The organism is Streptomyces sp. NPDC001492, assembly GCF_053597275.1.
In genome coordinates, this window is the sequence record NZ_JBSFHW010000013.1 from 135,384 (window position 1) to 154,991 (window position 19,608).

General features: G+C 70.8%; 16 protein-coding genes. 7 read left to right on the top strand and 9 right to left on the bottom strand.

Features of this window, described 5'->3' with window-relative positions:
• Window positions 1-5: 5 nt before the first annotated feature.
• The 4 genes from nuoL to recQ all read left to right on the top strand — a co-directional run bounded on the left by nuoL (window position 6) and on the right by recQ (window position 7,347).
• Window positions 6-1,952 (top strand): NADH-quinone oxidoreductase subunit L, encoded by a 1,947-nt coding sequence (gene nuoL, locus ACWC1K_RS18825; protein ID WP_450832647.1) that lies wholly within the window; start codon window positions 6-8, stop codon window positions 1,950-1,952.
• Between the two features lie 5 nt (window positions 1,953-1,957).
• Complete coding sequence (locus tag ACWC1K_RS18830) at window positions 1,958-3,532, top strand: NADH-quinone oxidoreductase subunit M (RefSeq protein ID WP_450832649.1); 1,575 nt, start codon at window positions 1,958-1,960, stop codon at window positions 3,530-3,532.
• Window positions 3,529-5,187, top strand: coding sequence for an NADH-quinone oxidoreductase subunit NuoN (gene nuoN / locus ACWC1K_RS18835; protein ID WP_450832650.1), 1,659 nt, complete (start codon window positions 3,529-3,531; stop codon window positions 5,185-5,187). Before ACWC1K_RS18830 ends, nuoN begins: the two co-directional genes overlap by 4 nt.
• A gap of 168 nt (window positions 5,188-5,355) precedes the next feature.
• Entirely contained in the window at window positions 5,356-7,347 is a 1,992-nt protein-coding gene (gene recQ / locus ACWC1K_RS18840) for a DNA helicase RecQ (RefSeq protein WP_450832652.1), read from the top strand.
• A gap of 69 nt (window positions 7,348-7,416) precedes the next feature.
• On the opposite strand, the gene ACWC1K_RS18845 is transcribed toward recQ, so the two are convergent.
• From ACWC1K_RS18845 to allB, 8 genes are all read right to left on the bottom strand, one after another.
• On the bottom strand, window positions 7,417-10,182 hold the full coding sequence (locus ACWC1K_RS18845) for a fumarate reductase/succinate dehydrogenase flavoprotein subunit (protein WP_450832653.1): 2,766 nt from the start codon (window positions 10,180-10,182) through the stop codon (window positions 7,417-7,419).
• A gap of 11 nt (window positions 10,183-10,193) precedes the next feature.
• Window positions 10,194-10,961: an ABC transporter ATP-binding protein gene (locus ACWC1K_RS18850; protein ID WP_450832655.1), complete on the bottom strand. Its 768-nt coding sequence runs from the start codon at window positions 10,959-10,961 to the stop codon at window positions 10,194-10,196.
• On the bottom strand, window positions 10,945-11,865 hold the full coding sequence (locus ACWC1K_RS18855) for an ABC transporter permease (protein WP_450832656.1): 921 nt from the start codon (window positions 11,863-11,865) through the stop codon (window positions 10,945-10,947). The genes ACWC1K_RS18850 and ACWC1K_RS18855 overlap by 17 nt, the downstream gene beginning before the upstream one ends.
• Window positions 11,862-13,208, bottom strand: coding sequence for an ABC transporter substrate-binding protein (locus tag ACWC1K_RS18860; protein ID WP_450832658.1), 1,347 nt, complete (start codon window positions 13,206-13,208; stop codon window positions 11,862-11,864). Before ACWC1K_RS18860 ends, ACWC1K_RS18855 begins: the two co-directional genes overlap by 4 nt.
• A 16-nt stretch (window positions 13,209-13,224) precedes the next feature.
• Window positions 13,225-13,452: a 4Fe-4S dicluster domain-containing protein gene (locus ACWC1K_RS18865; RefSeq protein WP_030347217.1), complete on the bottom strand. Its 228-nt coding sequence runs from the start codon at window positions 13,450-13,452 to the stop codon at window positions 13,225-13,227.
• Window positions 13,453-13,494: 42 nt separating this feature from the next.
• The gene (locus ACWC1K_RS18870; RefSeq protein WP_450832660.1) at window positions 13,495-14,283 is read right to left on the bottom strand and encodes a GntR family transcriptional regulator; all 789 of its coding nucleotides are present in this window, start codon (window positions 14,281-14,283) and stop codon (window positions 13,495-13,497) included.
• A gap of 217 nt (window positions 14,284-14,500) precedes the next feature.
• Window positions 14,501-15,616, bottom strand: coding sequence for an allantoicase (gene alc, locus ACWC1K_RS18875; protein ID WP_450832662.1), 1,116 nt, complete (start codon window positions 15,614-15,616; stop codon window positions 14,501-14,503).
• A 52-nt stretch (window positions 15,617-15,668) separates the two neighbouring features.
• Entirely contained in the window at window positions 15,669-17,009 is a 1,341-nt protein-coding gene (gene allB / locus ACWC1K_RS18880) for an allantoinase AllB (RefSeq protein WP_450832663.1), read from the bottom strand.
• A 268-nt stretch (window positions 17,010-17,277) separates the two neighbouring features.
• On the opposite strand from allB, the gene ACWC1K_RS18885 reads away from it, so the two are divergent.
• Both ACWC1K_RS18885 and ACWC1K_RS18890 read left to right on the top strand, forming a co-directional pair.
• On the top strand, window positions 17,278-18,087 hold the full coding sequence (locus tag ACWC1K_RS18885) for an IclR family transcriptional regulator (protein WP_351466972.1): 810 nt from the start codon (window positions 17,278-17,280) through the stop codon (window positions 18,085-18,087).
• Between the two features lie 50 nt (window positions 18,088-18,137).
• Entirely contained in the window at window positions 18,138-18,446 is a 309-nt protein-coding gene (locus ACWC1K_RS18890; RefSeq protein ID WP_450832664.1) for an antibiotic biosynthesis monooxygenase family protein, read from the top strand.
• A 19-nt stretch (window positions 18,447-18,465) separates the two neighbouring features.
• Here the strand turns inward: ACWC1K_RS18890 and ACWC1K_RS18895 are convergent, their stop codons facing one another.
• A complete protein-coding gene (locus ACWC1K_RS18895) occupies window positions 18,466-18,753 on the bottom strand; it encodes a DUF5955 family protein (RefSeq protein WP_344397933.1) in 288 nt (95 codons plus the stop codon).
• Window positions 18,754-18,968: 215 nt separating this feature from the next.
• On the opposite strand from ACWC1K_RS18895, the gene ACWC1K_RS18900 reads away from it, so the two are divergent.
• Window positions 18,969-19,571: a nucleotidyltransferase family protein gene (locus ACWC1K_RS18900; protein ID WP_450832666.1), complete on the top strand. Its 603-nt coding sequence runs from the start codon at window positions 18,969-18,971 to the stop codon at window positions 19,569-19,571.
• Window positions 19,572-19,608: the final 37 nt, after the last annotated feature.

Here is a 19,608-nt window from a genome sequence, read left to right on the forward strand (position 1 = left end):
GAATCGTGGAGAACCTGATTGCGCTGCTGGTGGCGGCGCCACTGCTCGGAGCGGCCGTACTGCTGTGCGGCGGTCGGCGGCTCGACGCCGTCGGCCACTGGATCGGCACGGTCCTCGCCGGCGCCTCCTTCGTCATCGGCGTCGTCCTCTTCGCCGACCTGCTCGGCAAGAACGCCGAAGACCGGACCCTGATCCAGCACCTGTACACCTGGGTCCCGGTCGAGAGCTTCCAGGCGGACGTCACCTTCCGCCTCGACCAGCTGTCGATGACGTTCGTCCTGCTGATCACCGGCGTCGGCTCGCTGATCCATCTGTACTCGGTCGGGTACATGGAGCACGACGAGCGTCGCCGCCGCTTCTTCGGCTATCTGAACCTGTTCCTCGCGGCGATGCTGCTGCTCGTCCTCGCCGACAACTACCTGCTGCTGTACGTCGGCTGGGAGGGCGTCGGCCTCGCCTCCTACCTGCTGATCGGCTTCTGGCAGCACAAGCCCAGCGCGGCGACGGCGGCGAAGAAGGCCTTCCTGGTCAACCGCGTCGGCGACATGGGCCTGTCCATCGCCATCATGCTGATGTTCACGACCTTCGGGACCTTCGCCTTCGGGCCGGTCCTCAGCCACACCGGGGACACCGGCGAGGGCAGGCTCACCGCCATCGGCCTGATGCTGCTGCTCGCCGCCTGCGGCAAGTCCGCCCAGGTGCCGCTGCAGTCCTGGCTCGGGGACGCGATGGAGGGCCCGACCCCGGTCTCGGCCCTCATCCACGCCGCGACCATGGTGACCGCGGGCGTCTACCTCATCGTCCGCTCCGGAGCGATCTTCAACGGCGCGCCCGACGCACAGCTGGCGGTCACCGTGGTCGGTGCCGTCACGCTCCTGTTCGGTGCGATCGTCGGTTGCGCGAAGGACGACATCAAGAAGGCGTTGGCCGGCTCGACCATGTCGCAGATCGGCTACATGGTGCTGGCGGCGGGCCTCGGCCCCATCGGCTACGTCTTCGCGATCATGCACCTGGTGACGCACGGCTTCTTCAAGGCCGGGCTCTTCCTCGGCGCCGGATCGGTCATGCACGGCATGAACGACGAGGTCGACATGCGGAAGTACGGCGGCCTGCGCAAGTACATGCCGGTCACCTTCATCACCTTCGGCCTCGGCTACCTCGCGATCATCGGCTTCCCGGGCCTGTCCGGCTTCTTCTCCAAGGACAAGATCATCGAGGCGGCCTTCGCGAAGGGCGGCACCGAGGGCTGGATCCTCGGCGGCGCGGCGCTGCTGGGCGCGGCCATCACCGCCTTCTACATGACGCGCGTGATGCTGATGACGTTCTTCGGCGAGGAGCGCTGGCGCAACCAGCCCACCCGCTCCCCTGAGGCGCCGAGCGCGGAGCCCGCCGCCGAGCACCACGGCGAGCACGCCGAACCGCACCCGCACGAGTCCCCGAAGGTCATGACGATCCCCATGATCGTGCTGGCCGTCGGCTCGGTCTTCGGCGGCGCGTTCTTCAGCATCGGCGACCGCTTCCTGCACTGGCTGGAGCCCGTCACCGGCCACAGCGAGGGCAACTCCCCGCTGAGCGCGGCGGCGGTCACCGGCGGGACGATGGTCTGCCTGCTCATCGGCGTCGGCATCGCGTACGCCATGTACGGCCGCCGCCCGGTCCCGTCCGTCGCCCCCCGCGGATCGCTGCTCACCCGGGCCGCCCGCCGCGACCTGCTGCAGGACGACTTCAACCACGTCGTCCTGGTCCGCGGCGGCGAGCACCTCACACGCTCCCTGGTGTACGTCGACCACACCCTGGTCGACGGCGTCGTCAACGGCACGGCCGCGTCGGTCGGCGGCCTGTCCGGACGCATGCGCAAGCTGCAGAACGGCTTCGCGCGGTCGTACGCGGTCTCGATGTTCGGCGGTGCGGCGGTCCTCATCGCCGCGACCCTGCTGATGAGGGCGGTCTGATACCGATGTCCTTTCCTCTGCTGACAGCGACGGCGGTGCTCCCGGCGATCGGGGCCATCGCCACGGCCGCCGTACCGGCCGCGCAGCGCACCGCCGCCAAATGGCTCGCGCTGATCGTCTCGCTCGCCACACTCGCCCTCGCGGTCACGATCCTGGTCCGCTTCGACCCGGACGGCGGCCGCTACCAGCTCACCGAATCCCACGCGTGGATCAAGGACTTCGGGGTCAGGTACGAGCTGGGCGTCGACGGCATCGCGGTGGCGCTGATCGCGCTGACCGCCCTGCTGATCCCGTTCATCATCCTTGCGGGCTGGCATGACGCCGACCCGCTGGAGACCGGAAGCAAGCGGTGGCGGCCGACGCAGGGCTTCTTCGCCCTGATCCTCGGCGTCGAGGCGATGGTGATCATCTCCTTCGAGGCCACCGACGTCTTCCTCTTCTACATCTTCTTCGAAGCCATGCTGATCCCGATGTACTTCCTCATCGGCGGTTTCGGGGACCGTGCGCACGAGCACGGCGAGGAAGCGGCGTCCACGCAACGGTCGTACGCGGCCGTGAAGTTCCTCCTCTACAACCTGGTCGGCGGCCTGATCATGCTGGCCGCCGTGATCGGGCTGTACGTGGTGGCCGGGAACTTCAGCCTCCAGGAGATCGCGCAGGCCCGCGCGAACGGCTCGCTCCACATGGCGACCAACACCGAACGCTGGCTGTTCCTCGGTTTCTTCTTCGCCTTCGCGGTGAAGGCGCCGCTGTGGCCGCTGCACACCTGGCTGCCCAACGCCATGCAGGAGGCCACCGCCCCGGTCGCCGTCCTCATCACCGCGGTCGTCGACAAGGTGGGCACCTTCGCGATGCTCCGCTTCTGCCTCCAGCTCTTCCCGGAGGCCTCGAAGTGGGCGACGCCCGCCATCCTCGTCCTCGCCCTGATCAGCATCATCTACGGGGCGCTGCTCGCCGTCGGGCAGCGGGACATCAAGCGGCTGGTGGCGTACGCGTCGATCTCCCACTTCGGGTTCATCATCCTGGGCATCTTCGCGATGACCAGCCAGGGCCAGTCCGGAGCGACGCTCTACATGGTCAACCACGGCATCTCCACCGCCGCGCTGATGCTGGTGGCGGGCTTCCTGATCTCGCGGCGCGGCTCGCGGCTCATCGCCGACTACGGCGGTGTGCAGAAGGTCGCCCCCGTCCTCGCCGGCACCTTCCTGGTCGGCGGCCTGGCCACCCTGTCGCTCCCCGGTCTCGCGCCGTTCGTGAGTGAGTTCCTGGTCCTGGTCGGCACCTTCACGCGCTACCCGGCCATCGGGATCATCGCCACCTTCGGCATCGTGCTCGCCGCGCTCTACACCCTCGTCCTGTACCAGCGGACGATGACCGGCCCGGTGAAACAGGAGGTCTCCGCGATGCCGGACCTCAGGGCACGCGAACTCGTGGTCGTCGCCCCCCTGATCGTGTTGCTGATCTTCCTGGGCGTCTATCCGAAGCCGGTCACCGACATCGTCAATCCGGCGGTGAAGTCGACCTTGTCCGACGTACACAAGAAGGACCCCAAGCCTGAGGTGGAGGCGGTGGCCAAGTGAGCGCATCAGCCGTCCACAGCCTGTGGACAACGGCGGCAACCGCAGCCGATCCGATTTCCAAGATCAATGCTCCGAAGATCGAATACGGGCAGTTGTCGCCCACCTTGATCGTCGTGGGCGCGGCGATCGTCGGGGTACTGATCGAGGCCTTCGTGCCGCGCAGGTCCCGCTACTACGCCCAGGTGTTCGTGTCCGCCGTCGCGCTCTGCGCCGCCTTCGCGGCGGTCGTCGGACTCGCGGCCGACGGGTACGGCACCACCAAGGCGCACATCGCGGCGATGGGCGCGATCGCGGTCGACGGGCCGTCCCTGTTCCTGCAGGGCACGATCCTGCTGGCCGGACTGGTCGGCCTGTTCACCTTCGCCGAGCGGCGCCTGGACCCGGAGGCACACGGCAACCGCGTCGACTCGTTCGCCGCGCAGGCCGCGTCCGTGCCCGGCAGCGACAGCGAGAAGGCGGCCGTGAAGGCCGGGTTCACCACCACCGAGGTGTTCCCGCTGCTGCTCTTCGCGATCGCCGGCATGCTGGTCTTCCCGTCGGCCAACGACCTGCTGACCCTGTTCGTGGCCCTGGAAGTCTTCTCGCTGCCGCTGTACCTGCTGTGTGCCCTCGCCCGCCGCAAGCGGCTCATGTCGCAGGAAGCCGCGGTGAAGTACTTCCTGCTCGGCGCGTTCGCCTCCGCGTTCACGCTGTTCGGCATCGCACTGCTCTACGGCTACGCGGGCTCCGTGTCGTACGCGACGATCGCGCATGTCGTCGACGGTTCGGTCACGAACGTCGACCCGGCGCTCGCCGACACGATGGGCAACGACGCCCTGCTGCTCGTCGGCGGCGCGATGATCGTCATGGGGCTGCTGTTCAAGGTCGGCGCCGTCCCGTTCCACATGTGGACCCCGGACGTCTACCAGGGCGCACCGACACCGGTGACCGGGTTCATGGCAGCGGCGACCAAGGTGGCCGCGTTCGGTGCGCTCCTTCGGCTGCTCTACGTCGTCCTGCCCGGCCTGCGCTGGGACTGGCGCCCGGTCATGTGGGCCGTCGCGATCGTCACCATGCTCGGCGGCGCGATCGTCGCGATCACGCAGACCGACATCAAGCGGCTGCTGGCGTACTCGTCGATCGCACACGCCGGATTCATCCTCGCGGGTGTCATCGCCACGTCGAAGGACGGCGTCTCCTCCGTCCTCTTCTACCTGGGCGCGTACTCCTTCGTGACCATCGGCGCCTTCGCGGTGGTGACCCTGGTGCGCGACGCGGGCGGCGAGGCGACGCATCTGTCCAAGTGGGCGGGGCTCGGCAGGCGTTCACCACTGGTGGCGGCCGTGTTCGCGGTGTTCCTGCTGGCCTTCGCCGGCATTCCGCTGACCTCCGGCTTCGCCGGGAAGTTCGCCGTGTTCAAGGCGGCGGCGGAAGGCGGGGCGGCCCCGCTGGTCGTGGTCGGTGTGATCTCGTCCGCGGTCGCGGCCTTCTTCTACATCCGCGTGATCGTGCTGATGTTCTTCAGCGAGCCGCGGCCCGAGGGCCCGACCGTCGCCGTGCCGTCGCCGCTGACCATGGCCGCGATCGGGCTCGGCGTCGTGGTCACGCTGGTGCTCGGTGTGGCACCGCAGTACTTCCTGCACCTGGCGAGCCAGGCAGGAGTGTTCGTGCGCTGACCTGCACGAACCTGCGTTGAGCGGGTGTGGGCCCCGGTTCTCGAACAGGAACCGGGGCCCACACTGCCGTGAGGAGGGGGTGCGGGCCTGTGGATAACTCTCGGGCTGTCAGTGCGGGCCCCTATCGTGGAGGCAGTGGTCGAGGGACGACGTACGGGGGACGGAACTATGCGTGGGACGGGCGGGATCAGCGAGATGCCAGGGGTGACAGACAGCGAGGCGCTGGCCACGCTGCACCGGGTCTTCGGCTACGAGGCCTTCCGCGGCGAGCAGGAAGCCGTCATCGAGCATGTGGTGGCCGGCGGCGACGCCGTGGTCCTGATGCCGACCGGCGGCGGCAAATCGCTGTGCTACCAGATCCCCGCCCTGGTCAGACCCGGTACAGGCATCGTGATCTCGCCCCTCATCGCGCTGATGCAGGACCAGGTGGACGCGCTGCGGGCGCTCGGCGTGCGCGCCGGGTTCATGAACTCCACGCAGGACTTCGACGAGCGCAGGGTCGTCGAGGCCGAGTTCCTGGCCGGGGAGCTGGACCTGCTCTACCTCGCGCCGGAGCGGCTGCGCCTCGACTCGACGCTGGACCTCCTCTCCCGCGGCAAGATCGCGGTCTTCGCGATCGACGAGGCACACTGCGTGTCCCAGTGGGGCCACGACTTCCGCCCCGACTATCTCGCCCTGTCCCTCCTCGGCGAGCGCTGGCCGGACGTCCCACGGATCGCGCTCACGGCCACGGCCACGCACGCCACGCACCAGGAGATCACCCAGCGGCTGCACATGCCGACGGCCCGGCACTTCGTCGCCAGCTTCGACCGGCCCAACATCCAGTACCGGATCGTGCCCAAGGCCGACCCCAAGAAGCAGCTGCTGAGCTTCCTGCGGCAGGAGCATGAAGGGGACGCGGGCATCGTCTACTGCCTGTCCCGCAAGTCGGTGGAGTCGACGGCGGAGTTCCTGAGCCGCAACGGCATCGAGGCGGTGCCCTACCACGCAGGCCTGGACGCGGGCACGCGCGCAGCACACCAGTCCCGCTTCCTGCGGGAGGAAGGCCTGGTCGTGGTCGCGACCATCGCCTTCGGCATGGGCATCGACAAGCCGGACGTCCGGTTCGTCGCCCACCTCGACCTGCCGAAGTCGGTCGAGGGCTACTACCAGGAGACGGGACGGGCCGGCCGGGACGGACTCCCCTCGACGGCATGGATGGCGTACGGCCTCAACGACGTCATACAGCAGCGCAAACTGATCCAGTTGGGCGAGGGCGACGAGGCGTTCAGGCGCCGGGCCGCCGCCCACCTCGACTCGATGCTGGCGCTGTGCGAGACCGCCCAGTGCCGGCGCGGCCAGCTGCTCGCCTACTTCGGCCAGGACCCCGATCCCGCGGGCTGCGGCAACTGCGACACATGCCTGGTCCCGCCGGAGACCTGGGACGGCACGGTCGCCGCCCAGAAGGCGCTGTCGACGGTGGTGCGGCTGCAGCGGGAGCGGGGGCAGAAGTTCGGCGCCGTCCAGATCGTCGACATCCTGCTCGGCAAGCGCACGGCCAAGGTGATCCAGTTCGACCACGACCAGCTGTCCGTGTTCGGCATCGGCGAGGAACTCGACGAGGGCGAATGGCGGAGCGTCATACGGCAGTTGCTGGCGCAGGGGCTGCTCGCGGTCGAGGGGGAGTACGGCACGCTGGTGCTGACGGAGGCCAGCGGGTCGGTGCTCCGGCGCGAGCGGGAGGTACCGCTGCGCAAGGAACCGAAGAAGCCGGCGACCTCGCGCTCGGCCTCGGGGTCCTCCTCCGGCAGGGGCGAGCGGAAGGCCAGGGCCGCGGCGGCCGAGCTGCCCGAGGAACTGCAGCCCGCGTTCGAGGCGCTGCGCGCCTGGCGTGCCGAGCAGGCGCGGGAACAGGGCGTCCCGGCGTATGTCATCTTCCACGACGCCACGCTCCGGGAGATCGCCACCGCCTGGCCGACGTCGGTGACGCAGCTCGGCGGCATCAGCGGGGTCGGCGAGAAGAAGCTGGCGACGTACGGGGAAGGAGTGCTGGAGGTGCTGTCCTCACTGAGCGGCGCACCGCACACGGCTCCCGCCGGGGATGCCGGTGCGGGGGTCGGTGCGGGCGCCGAGGACGACTGGCCCGAGATGGACGCGGAGCCGGAGCCGGACTGGATATAGGGGTGGGCCGGCGGCGACTGGTCGGCGCCGGCCCGTGGCGAAGGCACGGCCACAGGGCTCGGGGCGCCGTCACAGCCCCCGCGCCGCGTACGCCCTGACGTCCGCGTCCGGGTCCGATGTGACGGTGGCGAGGGCCGCCCGGGCCTCCGCTGTGCCGTTGTGCCGGGTCAGGGAGAGCACCGCTGCCTTGCGCACGTCGGCGTTGGCGTCGGCGAGCGTCTTGGCGAGGGCGGGCACGGCCGTGTCGGCGGGCGCGGTGGACAGGGCGGCGGCGGCACCGGCGCGGACCTGCCACGCCGGGTCGGCCAGCGCGGCCACGGCACGCGCGGCGAGCGGGGCCGGGCAGCCGACGGTGGACAGGGCGCCGAGCGCGGCACCGCGGACCAGGGGGTCGCTGTCCTCGGAGAGCCGGTCCAGGGTGCCGGTGAGCAGCTCCCGGCCGCTCGCGGCAAGGGCCCCCGGGCTGACGGCGGCGAGCGCCTTGGCCACGGCGACGCGGACCTCGCGCGAGGCGTCGGCCGCCGCACCGGACAGCGGTTCGACCGCATCGACCGAGACGAGCGCGCGCACGGCTTCGATACGGACGGCGATGTCGGGGTCGTTAAGCGCCCCGGCGAACACGCCGACGTTCCCCAGGCGCAGGGCGCGCAGTACGTCGAGGGCGGCGGCGCGCACCACCGGGTCGGCCTCGGTGACCGCAGTGACGAGGGCGGCACCCAGGTCGGGCTCGGGCGGGAGGGTCTCGACCAGCTCGCGCAGCGAGGCAGCGGCGGCCGCACGTACGTCACCGTCGGGGTCGCCGAGGGCGCCGGCCAGGGCCTGCCCGGTGCCGGGCGGCACCGTCTCGGTGAGAACCGAGACCGCAGTGCGCCGCACGGCGGCGTCGAGGTCGGTCAAGTAGGGCTCGATCGCGGCGAGTTCCGGCTGCTCCTCGGCCAGCTCCAGCAACTCCAGGAGCCGGGGGGAGGCGGTCTCGCCCGAGCCGTGGCCCATGGGCGTGGCGGCACGTGCGGAGGTCGGCCCCGTGGCGACCGGCGCCGCATTCCGCGACCCGGCCGTCGCCACGTCGTCGGCGTGGACCTCGCCGATGTGCCGGGACGGGCCGCCCACCGGCGTGAACTCGTCGACAGGGACCAGATACGGAGCCACGGGACGGGCCGTGAACTCCATCGAACCGGAGGGGGACTTGTGCAGGTCGAGGTGGTGGAACCAGGAGGCGTCGTCGCGCCGGGGGTGGTCGATGCGGTCGTGGTACAGCCCCCAGCGCGACTCCGTGCGGGCCAGGGAGGCCCGGGCGGCCATTTCCGCGCAGTCGCGGATGAAGGAGACCTCGGCGCAGCGCATCAGCTCGTGCGGGGTGCGCGCACCCATCGCCGCGATGTCGCCGTGCATCCGCTCGAAGGCCTCCAGGGCCAGGGACAGGCGGGCGCCGGACTTCGGCGGCGCGACGTAGTCGTTCACGAAGCGGCGCAGTTTGTACTCGACCTGGGTCTGCGGGGGGCCGTCCGGGTTGCGCAGCGGACGGTAGATCAGTTCGTGCGCCTCGCGCAGCTGCTCCTCGGGCAACTCGCCCTCGTAGGCCTGGTACTGGGACGCGTCCGCGCCCGCCAGGTCGCCGAAGACGAACGCGCCGATCATGTAGTTGTGCGGCACGCAGGCCAGGTCGCCGGCGGCGTACAGACGGGGGACGGTCGTGCGGGCGTGGTCGTCGACCCGTACGCCCGAAGCGGAATGGCCGCCGCACAGGCCGATCTCGGAGATGTGCATCTCGACGTCGTGGGTGCGGTAGTCGTGCCCTCGGCCGGCATGGAAGGTCCCCCGCGTGGGCCGCTCCGTCGAGTGCAGGATCGACTCCAGGGCGGAGATCGACTCCTCGGGGAGGTGGCTCAGCTTCAGGTACACGGGACCCCGGTCGCTTGCGACCTCCGCCGCGAACTCGGCCATCATCTGGCCCGACCAGTAGTCGGAGTCGACGAAGCGTTCGCCGTGCCGGTTGACCTGGTAGCCGCCGAAGGGGTTGGCGACGTAGGCGCAGGCCGGGCCGTTGTAGTCCTTGATCAGCGGGTTGATCTGGAAGCACTCGATACCGGTGAGCTCGGCGCCCGCGTGGTAGGCCATGGCGTAACCGTCACCGGCGTTGGTCGGGTTCTCGTACGTGCCGTAGAGATAGCCGGAGGCCGGGAGGCCGAGTCGGCCGCAGGCACCAGTCGCGAGGATCACCGCGCCCGCGCGCACCACCACGAACGCGCCGGTGCGCGTGTTGAAGCCGACCGCGCCCACGGCGCGCCCCTCGGCGGTGAGCACGCGTACCGGCATCACCCGGTTCTCGATGCGGATCCGCTCCCGCATCTCGCGTCGCCGCAGCTGCCGGTAGAGGACCTTCTTGACGTCCTTGCCCTCCGGCATCGGCAGGACGTAGGAGCCGGAGCGGTGGACCTGGCGGACCGCGTAGTCGCCGTGCTCGTCCTTCTCGAACTTCACGCCGTACGACTCCAGGCGCTGCACCATGCCGAAGCCGCGGGTGGCGGTCTGGCGGACGGTGGACTGGTCGACGATGCCGTCGTTGGCGCGGGTGATCTCGGCGACGTAGTCGTCGGGCTCGGCGCGGCCGGGGATGACCGCGTTGTTGACTCCGTCCATGCCCATGGCGAGCGCTCCGGAGTGGCGGACGTGGGCCTTCTCCATCAGGAGGACGTTCGCGCCGTGCTCGGCGGCGGTCAGCGCGGCCATGGTGCCGGCCGTGCCGCCGCCGACGACGAGGACGTCGCAGTGGATCTCCTCGGCGTCGGTGAGGGCGGGGATCTCCAGGGGCGTGTTCAAGGAGGGGGTGGTCACCGGAGGGCCTTTCAGGTACCGAGCGAGGTGAGGACGTCGCGCCGTAGCGCCACGCGCGCGGGATCGTCGTGCGCCGTACGGTCGCGCGGGCGCGGCACTTCGCGTACGGCGGTCAGCCGGCCGTTGCCAAGGAGGGCCACGCGGTCGCCGAGGAAGAGGGCTTCGTCCACGTCGTGGGTGACGAAGACGACCGTCGCGCCCGTGCCGCGCAGTACCTCCACCAGCAGGTCCTGCATGCCGGCGCGGGTCTGGGCGTCGAGGGCGCCGAAGGGTTCGTCCATGAGGACGGCGCGGGGTGCGCCGGCCAGCGCGCGGGCCAGCTGGGCCCGCCCGCGCTGGCCGCCGGAGACGCGGTGCGGCAGCTGCCGGGACTGTTCGGCGAGGCCGACGCGCTCCAGCCAGTCCTCCGCCTGGCGCCGGCGCTCCGCACGGGGCAGTCCCTTGATGGCGAGGGGAAGTTCGACGTTCGCGCGCAGGGTGCGCCAGGGCAGGAGGGCGTCCTCCTGGAAGATCAGGGCGCGGTCGGCGGCGGGGCCGGTCAGCGGGTGCCCGTCCTGGCCGACGTCTCCGGCGAGGGGGGCGAGCAGTCCGGCCAGGGTGCGCAGCAGGGTCGACTTGCCGCAGCCGGAGGGTCCGACGAGGGTGAGGATCTCGCCGGGGCCCACGTCGAGGTCGACTCCCTCCAGGACGGGTGCGCCGGGCCGTCCGAGCGTGGCGTCCCGCAGGGTCAGCCCCGCGCCCGGGCGGGCGGGCGAGCGGAGGTCAGACGAGCTGGTCATGGGGCGCCTCCTCCTTGGTGGTGGGGCTCACCGGCGCGGGGGCGGCGGCACCGCGCGCCGGGCGTGGAGTCCGTGCGCCGGGGAGGTACCACGTGCGCGGCAGCCAGCGGGTCAGGCGGCGGCCGATGAACTCCACGGCCGTGGACGTGACCCAGCCGAGCACGCCGATCGTGATCATGCCGACGAAGACGCCCGCGTAGTTGACGACGGTGTAGTCCTGCCAGGTGCGGTAGCCGACGCCGTACTGGCCGGAGATCATCTCGGCGGAGATGACGCAGATCCACGAGACGCCGATGCCGACCGACAGCCCGCCGAAGATGCCGGGCAGCGCACCCGGCAGGACGACGGAGCCGAGGATCCGCCATCGGCCGCCGCCCATGGTGAGGACCGCCTCCTCCCACACGGGGGTCAGCGCGCGGACCGCATGCCGGGTGGAGACCAGGACGGGGAAGAAGGCGGCGGTGCAGGTGATGAAGACGATGCCCTGTTCGTTGGAGGGGAAGAGCAGGATCGCGACGGGGACCAGGGCGATCGCCGGGATCGGGCGGACGACCTCCAGCACCGGCCCGAGCAGGTCCTCGGCGAGGCGGGAGCGCGCCACGAGCACGCCCGTCGCCACCCCGAGCACGGCGGCGAGGAGGAAGCCGGTGAGGATGCGGGTGAGGCTGTCGGTGAGATCCGTCCAGTAGTCCGGGCCGGACAACCGGTCGGCGAAGGTGCCGGCCACATCGGTGACGGTCGGGAACTGCGAGAAGCGCAGCCACAGGTCGACCTTGAGTCCGGCCAGCAGTTGCCAGGCGCCGAGGGCGGCCGCGAGCGAGACGAGCCGCAGGGCGTACCGGCCCGCGCGCCGCGGACGGCGGGGCGCGAACCGGTTCTCCCGTTGCGGCGTGCGCCGGGTCACGACGCCTGCCCCAGCGCGTCGGCATACGTGATGACGCGGGCACCCCCGTGTGCGGCGACGTAGGCCTTGGCGGTGGCGGGTGCGACGAAGGGCAGGAGCCGGCTGCCGTCGGCCACCCAGACCGCCTTGTCGGCGAACCAGAGGGTGCCGGTGGTGGCGTCGGGGACGTAGGCCGCTCGGATGCCGTCCTTGTGCTTCTTCACGTAACCGAGCAGCTCGGCGGGCGACTTGAAGGAGACGGTCTTCTCGGCGCCCTTGGGCCACACCTCGCTCGCGGAGGCCGGCGGCGTCGCGGCGAGCCGCTGGGCGTAGTCCGCGCCGAGGGCCTTCCTCACGTACTGGTCGTCGACGAAGGAGTCCACGTCGATGTCGCCGGTCAGCTTGGCCGACTTCAGGACCGCGACGTCCTTCTTCAGTGCGGAGAGCAGCTGCGGCTTGACCACCGGGTCGAAGGTGGAGATGCCGTGGGCGCCGTTGTAGAGGTAGACGACCTCGGCGGGCAGTCCGGTGGCCTTGGCGACCGACTCGGCGGCGGCGACCGGGTGGGCGTTGAGGTAGTCGGTGGCCTCCGACTGGGCCTTGAGGAAGGCTTCCAGCACGGCGGGCCGCTGCCCCGCGAAGTCCTCGCGGGCGGTGACGCCGTGGAAGGTGGGGAGGCTCAGCTGGGCGCCGTCGTACAGGGCCTTCGCCTTGCCCTGGAAGGTGAGCAGGCCCGGCCAGGCGACGAACTGCGACAGGGCGTCCGCGCTGCCCGCGGTCAGGGCCGAGGCGCCGACCGTGGGCTGCTGGTTGAGCTTCTGGATGCCCTTGTCGGGGTCGATGCCGGCGCGCTGCAGGGCCCGTACGAGCGTGCCGTCGGCGGCGGAGCCGACGCTCGTGGAGACCTTCTTGCCCTTCAGGTCGGTGAGAGTGGCCAGCTTCGAGTCCGGGGAGGTGACGATCGTGTTGAGGCCGCCGCGCAGGTTGTAGCCGGTGATGGAGACCAGGTGGGTCGGCTTGCCGAGCTGTTTGCCGCGGGCCGCGTTGATGAGGAGCGGGAAGTCGCCCATCGAGCCGATGTCGATCTTCCCCGCGGTCATCTGCGCGGTGATGGGGGCGCCTGTGGCGTAGTCCTGCCAGTCGACCTTGTAGTGCTTGCCGTCACCCAGCGAGTTCAGCTCCTTCTCGAAGTAGCCGAGGGAGCGCAGGAGGGTGCCCGCGGTGACCGTGTTGATGGTCTTGGACTGGTAGCCGACGGTGACGGTGACCGTGGAACCGTCGCTGCCGGCCTCCGCGTTGCCGCCGCAGGCCGTCAGCGGGAGGAGAAGGAGGGCGGCGGCTGCGGCAACTGCTTTGTGTTTCATGGGGGTTCGGGGCCTTTCACCGAAGCAGATAGGGCATGTTGACCGTCACGGCTCCGGTGGGACAGCGGGCCGCGCACGGGCCGCAGTACCAGCACTCGTCGACGTGCATATAGGCCTTGCCGCTGCTCTCGTCGATGGCGAGGGAGTCCAGCGGGCACATGTCGACGCAGAGGGTGCAGCCGTCGATGCACTTCGACTCGTCGATGGTCACGGGCACGTCGGCCCGCTGGGGCGCCAAAGGCATGGCTGTCTCCAGGAAACGGGTCTGAAAGAGGTCGGGGAGAGGTCAGAGGGAGCGGTGCAGCAGACCGCTCATGGTGATGCGGTCGCCGCGGAAGCGGATGAACTCCAGGTCGACCGGGCGGCCGTCGGCGAGGTGCGTGAGCCGTTCCAGCATGAGGACGGCCGCACCGCGCGGGGCTTCGAGTACGGCGGCGGAGTGGGTGTCCGCGTTGACCGCTTCCAAAGTGATCTCGGCGTGCCCGAGACGCCGGCCGGTGATCGTCTCCAGGAGGCGGAAGACGTCGGTGTTCTCCAGGTCGGCGCCGAGCAGGGCGCTGCCGATGTCGAGCGGGATGTAGGTGAGGTCGAGGGAGAGGGGGAGGCCGTTGAGCCGGCGCAGGCGTTCGATGTAGAGGACGTCGTCGCCGGCGGGGACGCGGAGGCGTTCGGCGACCGGGGCGGGTGCGGGGGCGGGACCCATGGTGCGGACCTCGTTGGTGACGCGGCCGTGTTCGTGGAGGGTCTCCGCGAGGCCCATCAGATGGTCGAGGCCGTGCGGGTACTTCTCGGCGACGACCACGGTGCCCACTCCGGGGAGCCGTTCCACGAGGCCTTCGGCCCTGAGCAGGTCCAGGGCCTGGCGGACGGTGTTGCGGGTGGCGCGGTACTCCGTGGCGAGGGTCGTCTCGTGCGGGAGTGTGCCGTCCGGGAAACCGCCGGCCAGGAGCTGGTGGCGGAGCAGGTCGGCAAGCTGCCTGGCCTGGTCGGCACGCAGCCGACGCCGCGCCCGGTGGGCGGCGACGGTGGTCGCGCCCTGTCCGGCGTGGTCTCGGATGCGGTCGACGGGAGGCATGCTTCGAACCATAGCGAGCTCGTGGGGAATGGAGTATTGCAGCGGTGTTGCGCCACTTGCCGAGGCATCAGGTAGGCCGCTGACCTGGAATTACGTTCACTCTCAAGCAAGATCTGCCACGACCTGCCAGCCCGTCCGGCGTTTGAGGACGAGGCCGTTCAGGCCGAAAGCGGGGGTCTGGGGGCGGCAGCCCCCAGGGGGCCAGGAAGGGGCTGTGTCAGCCGCCCAGTTCCTGGTGCCGGGCCGTCAGGCCCGTTGCGCCGGCCTCCGTCAGGGAGCCGTACAGCCGCAGCCGCGAGATCCCCCCGTCCGGGAAGATGTCCACGCGCGCGTGGGTGCCGACCGCCGGGGCCGGCAGGACGAAGCGGTGGTTGGTGTCGGGCTGCAGGCGGGTGCGCGGCAGGATCTCGCGCCAGTCGCCGTCCTCACCGTCCTTCACCGACACCGAGGCCCAGCCCGCGCTGTTGCCCTTCAGATACGCCGTGTCGATCTCGATCGCGCGGATCTGGGACTGGGCCGCCAGGCGGTAGCGGATCCAGTCGTTGCCCTGGTCGCGGCGGCGGCGCGTCTCCCAGCCGTCGTCCATCTTGCGGGAGCGGCCCGGCTGGATGGTGTTCGTGGCCGGGGAGTAGAAGAGGTTGGAGGCGTCCTCGGCCTGCCCGCCGTTCTCCAGGGCGACGACGTCGAAGGTGCCCAGGGTCGCCAGCCACTCGGGGTCCGGGACGACCTCGCCGTACACGCGCAGGCGCGCGATGCCGCCGTCGGGGTGCTGGTTGACCCGCAGGTGGGTGAAGCGCTGCTCGACCGAGACGGAGAAACCGTTCGCCGCGTGGCCGCCCACCGGGGTGCGCGGGACGAGGGTCGTCCACTTCACGTCGTCGCCCAGCAGCTCCTCCGGGGAGGGGGAGCCGGGGACCGAGGCAGCCTCGACCGACACCGCCTGCGGGTAGTTGCCGCGGAAGTGGGCCGTGTCGATCACGATCCCCCGTACGACACCCGGCGCTCCCAGCCGGACCAGCGCCCAGTCGTGGTCCTCGGCCGTGGGCCAGGGGTGGTCGGCGGAGGCGCCACGGCGGCGGCGCGTCTCCCAGCCGTCCATGATCTTGCCCTTGTGCCCGAAGTGCTCGGGGTCGAACTCGGCCCGCTCGGGCACCAGCAGGTTCTCGCGCTGGGCGAAGAACTCGTCGTTGGCGGCGATCACGCCGGCCCCGAGGCGCCGGTCGGCGAGGTTGGCGTACTGGGTGAAGGGGAAGTCGGCGGTGCGGTAGTCGGCGTACGGGTCACCGCCTCCGTACGGGTTCGCGTCGCCGGTGAAACTGGGTATCGCCGTCACGATGATCAGATCTTCCTTCGGGGGTCGGCCGCTGCGGGGGCGGGAGGGTCGGTCAGTGGTCGCGGGTGAGCAGCTGCCCCTTCGGCTCGGTGAACTCGCCGTCCGCGACGATCCGTTCACCGCGCAGCCAGGTCGACTTCACGACGCCGTACAGGGTCCTGCCCGCGTACGCCGTCACGCGGTTGCGGTGCTGGAGGGCCGCCGGGTCCACGGTGAACGTCTCGTCGGGTGCGAGGACCGCGAAGTCGGCGTCGCGGCCGGCCTCGATGGCGCCCTTGCGGGTGTCCAGGCCCACCAGTTCGGCCGTGCGCGAGGACATCCAGCGGACCACGTCCTCCAGGCCGTGCCCGCGCCTGCGCGCCTCGGTCCACACCGCGGCCAGGCTCAGCTGGAGACCGGAGATGCCGCCCCAGGCGGTCGCGAAGTCGTCCGTCTTGAGGTCGGCCGTGGACGGGGAGTGGTCGGTGACCACGCAGTCGATGGTGCCGTCCGCCAGCGCCTGCCAGAGCAGGTCCTGGTTGGCGGCCTCGCGGATGGGCGGGCAGCACTTGAACTCGCTTGCGCCGTCCGGGACTTCCTCGGCCGTCAAGGTCAGATAGTGGGGGCAGGTCTCGACCGTGACCCGCACGCCTTCCGCCTTCGCCTCGGCGATCAGCGGGAGTGCGTCGCTCGACGACAGGTGCAGGACGTGCACGCGCGCGCCCAGTCGTTTCGCCTGGCCGATGAGCTGGGCGATCGCCGTGTCCTCGGCGTCGCGCGGGCGGGAGGCGAGGAAGTCGGCGTACTTGGGGCCGCCGTGCTGCGGGGCCGCGTCCAGGTGGTGCGGGTCCTCGGCGTGCACGATCAGCAGGCCGCCGAAGGAGGCGATCTCGGCCAGGGACTGGGCGAGTTGATCGTGGTCGAGGTGCGGGAACTCGTCCACCCCGGACGGCGACAGGAACGCCTTGAAGCCGAAGACGCCGGACTCGTGCAGCGGGCGCAGGTCCTTGACGTTGCCGGGCAGGGCGCCGCCCCAGAAGCCGACGTCGATGTGCGCCTTGTCGGCGGCGACCGCCTGCTTCGTCCGGAGGTTGTCGACCGTCGTGGTCGGCGGGAGGGAGTTGAGCGGCATGTCGACGAGGGTGGTGATGCCGCCGGCCGCCGCCGCCCGGGTGGCGGTCCAGAAGCCCTCCCACTCGGTGCGTCCGGGATCGTTGACGTGCACGTGCGTGTCGACCAGGCCCGGCAGCAGGACGTCGTCACCGAAGTCCTCCAGGCGGGCGTCCGCGGGTACGGCGGCGTCGTACGGGAGCACGCCGGTGATCCGGCCGCCCGCGACCGTGACCGTGGCGGGACGCGTTCCCTCGGGTGTGATGACGCGCGTCGAGCGCAGCACCAGCTCTGTGTCGGACACCCGGACCCCTCTCAGCCGCCGCGATGTACTACCACGCGATTTACTTCCGCGTAACGGAATTCAACTTTCTGTTGAAGGAGTCTTCACTCCCGAATCCGCGCCGTCAAGGGCACACTTCTCCACAGTGCACCCCCTGCGCCCACTCTGGACGTTTCCACAAAGCGGAATTAAACTTCCAGCAAGCAGAACGTAGTGAGGTACAAGCAGGGAGTCAACCGACCGGCGGGTAGGCTTCTGCCCTTCCCGCCAGCCCCGAAAGGAACGCGCCGTGCCGACGTCCAGCGCCAGCGACGCCCCCGCAGTAGACGCCGCCGCCAAGTCCAACGGCGGTGGCGTCCAGTCCCTCGAGCGCGCCTTCGATCTGCTGGAACGGATGGCGGACGCGGGCGGCGAGGTCGGGCTGAGCGAGCTCTCCGCGAGCAGCGGGCTGCCGCTGCCCACCATCCACCGACTGATGCGCACGCTCGTGGCCTGCGGATACGTCCGCCAGCAGGCCAACCGCCGGTATGCGCTCGGTCCGCGCCTGATCCGTCTCGGCGAGTCCGCCGCCCGGCTGCTCGGCACCTGGGCGCGCCCCTATCTGGCCCGTCTGGTGGAGGAGACCGGCGAGACGGCGAACATGGCGCTGCTCGACGGCGACGAGATCGTCTACGTGGCCCAGGTGCCGTCCAAGCACTCGATGCGGATGTTCACCGAGGTGGGCCGCCGGGTGCTGCCGCACTCCACGGGCGTCGGCAAGGCGCTGCTCGCGAACACCCCGGACGACGAGGTGCGCGCCCTGCTCTCCCGCACCGGCATGCCCGCCGCGACGGACAGGACGATCACCACGCCGGAGGGCTTCCTGGCCGCCCTTGAGGAGGTGCGCCGGGACGGCTACGCGGTCGACGACAACGAGCAGGAGATGGGCGTGCGCTGCCTCGCCGTCTCCGTGCCCAACTCCCCCACCGCCGCCGCCATTTCGATCTCGGGCCCGGCCGGCCGGGTCACGGAGGCGGCGACGGACAAGATCGTGCCGGTGCTGCAGCAGGTGGCGGTGGAGCTGTCGGAGGCGCTCGCAAGCTCGGGGCCGGCGGCCTAGCCTGGAAACCGGGGGGACCGGCAGTCCGGCAGCGGAGCGAGGTGTCCACCATGCTGCAGGAGAACACGCACTGGTCCTCGGGGAAGTGGCAGGTCAAGGAGGGTAACGCCGACGAGTTCATCGAACGCTGGCGGGAGTTCCTGACTTGGACCAAGGAGGCGAACGAGGGGTTCCTCGGGGCTCGCCTGGTCCGCGACGTCCGCAACCCGAACTCCTTCGTGTCCTTCGCCAGCTGGCAGGACCTCGACGCGATGCGGGCCTGGCAGGGCTCCCCCGAGTTCAAGGAGCGCTTCGACGCCGCCTACGTCCTGTGCGAGGACATGCAGAGCAGCGGCTACGAACTGGTCGTCGAGATCTGAGCGGACCCCGAAAGGCGGCTCAGCGGCGCGGTGGTTCCCCGAACAGGTCCACCGCGTTGCGTACCTCCGACAAGCCCCTGGCCAGCGCGCTCACGGACCCGATCGCTCCGGCGATCAGCAGCAGCGAGCGGCGCAGGCGGGGGATTTCGGGGGCGCCGTCGATCGTCATCGCGGCCAGGGCGGCGAGTTCGTCCTCGGCTATGCCGCGGTCGGGGAACTCGGCGGGGTGCGCGGCGAGTTCGCGGCGCAGCCGGGACACCGCGGTCCGCAGTTCCGCCACTCTCGGGTCCTCGTCGCTGCCGGTCACTGGCCTCTGCCCCAAGCTCCGCAACACAGCTCTCCCCCTCGCACGCCCTCGTGCGCAGTCTCTTCGCGTTCCCGCAGTGCAGCCCCGTGGCGGTGGTCGGGCGCCGGGGGACGCGGGTCAGTAAACGCCACTCGATGCCCGGCGCGCCACCGTGCGGACCGAAATTCAGCCCCAGGAAACCGGGCGCTCGCCCTGGCGTCAGGTATGCAGGACCCATGACGGAGAACGAACGGCAGGAGGTGGCCGGGCTGGTCCTCGCCGCCGGCGGCGGGCGGCGGCTCGGCGGGCGCCCCAAGGCACTGCTTCAGCACCGTGGACGGCCGCTGGTCGAGCACGCGGTCCGTGTACTGCGCGCGGCCGGCTGCACCCGCGTCCACGTGGTCCTGGGGGCGCGGGCCGACGCCGTACGGGAGCGGGCCGAACTGGAGGGGTGCGTGCTCGTGGAGAACCCGGAGTGGGAGCAGGGCATGGGCACCTCACTGCGGGCCGGGCTGGACTCACTGGCCGGTACGGGTGCGCGGGCCGCGCTCGTCTCACTCGTCGACCAGCCGGGGATCGGCCCGGAGGCGGCAGAACGGGTGCTGGCCGCCTACCGGGACGAGGCGTCTCTCGTCTCGGCCGCCTACGAGGGCGTACGCGGTCATCCCGTTCTGTTCGGCAGCGCGCACTGGGCGGGCATCGCCGAGACGGCGACCGGGGACCGCGGGGCCCGCGCCTACCTCAAGGCGCACGAGCCGGCGGTCACGCTCGTCGAGTGCGGGGACGTGGCACAGCCGTACGACATCGACACGGAAGCCGATCTGGTCCACCTTGAGTGAAGCTTGAACCTTGAGTGACCGGGGTGGCACCGAGCGC

Bases quoted from the DNA above. Each gene is read 5' to 3' on its own strand.
- ACWC1K_RS18830 (WP_450832649.1), top strand. From the start codon at position 1,958: ATGTCCTTTCCTCTGCTGACAGCGACGGCGGTGCTCCCGGCGATCGGG.
- recQ (WP_450832652.1), top strand. From the start codon at position 5,356: ATGCGTGGGACGGGCGGGATCAGCGAGATGCCAGGGGTGACAGACAGC.
- ACWC1K_RS18850 (WP_450832655.1), bottom strand. From the start codon at position 10,961: ATGACCAGCTCGTCTGACCTCCGCTCGCCCGCCCGCCCGGGCGCGGGG.
- ACWC1K_RS18860 (WP_450832658.1), bottom strand. From the start codon at position 13,208: ATGAAACACAAAGCAGTTGCCGCAGCCGCCGCCCTCCTTCTCCTCCCG.
- ACWC1K_RS18865 (WP_030347217.1), bottom strand. From the start codon at position 13,452: ATGCCTTTGGCGCCCCAGCGGGCCGACGTGCCCGTGACCATCGACGAG.
- ACWC1K_RS18870 (WP_450832660.1), bottom strand. From the start codon at position 14,283: ATGCCTCCCGTCGACCGCATCCGAGACCACGCCGGACAGGGCGCGACC.
- ACWC1K_RS18890 (WP_450832664.1), top strand. From the start codon at position 18,138: ATGCTGCAGGAGAACACGCACTGGTCCTCGGGGAAGTGGCAGGTCAAG.
- ACWC1K_RS18900 (WP_450832666.1), top strand. From the start codon at position 18,969: ATGACGGAGAACGAACGGCAGGAGGTGGCCGGGCTGGTCCTCGCCGCC.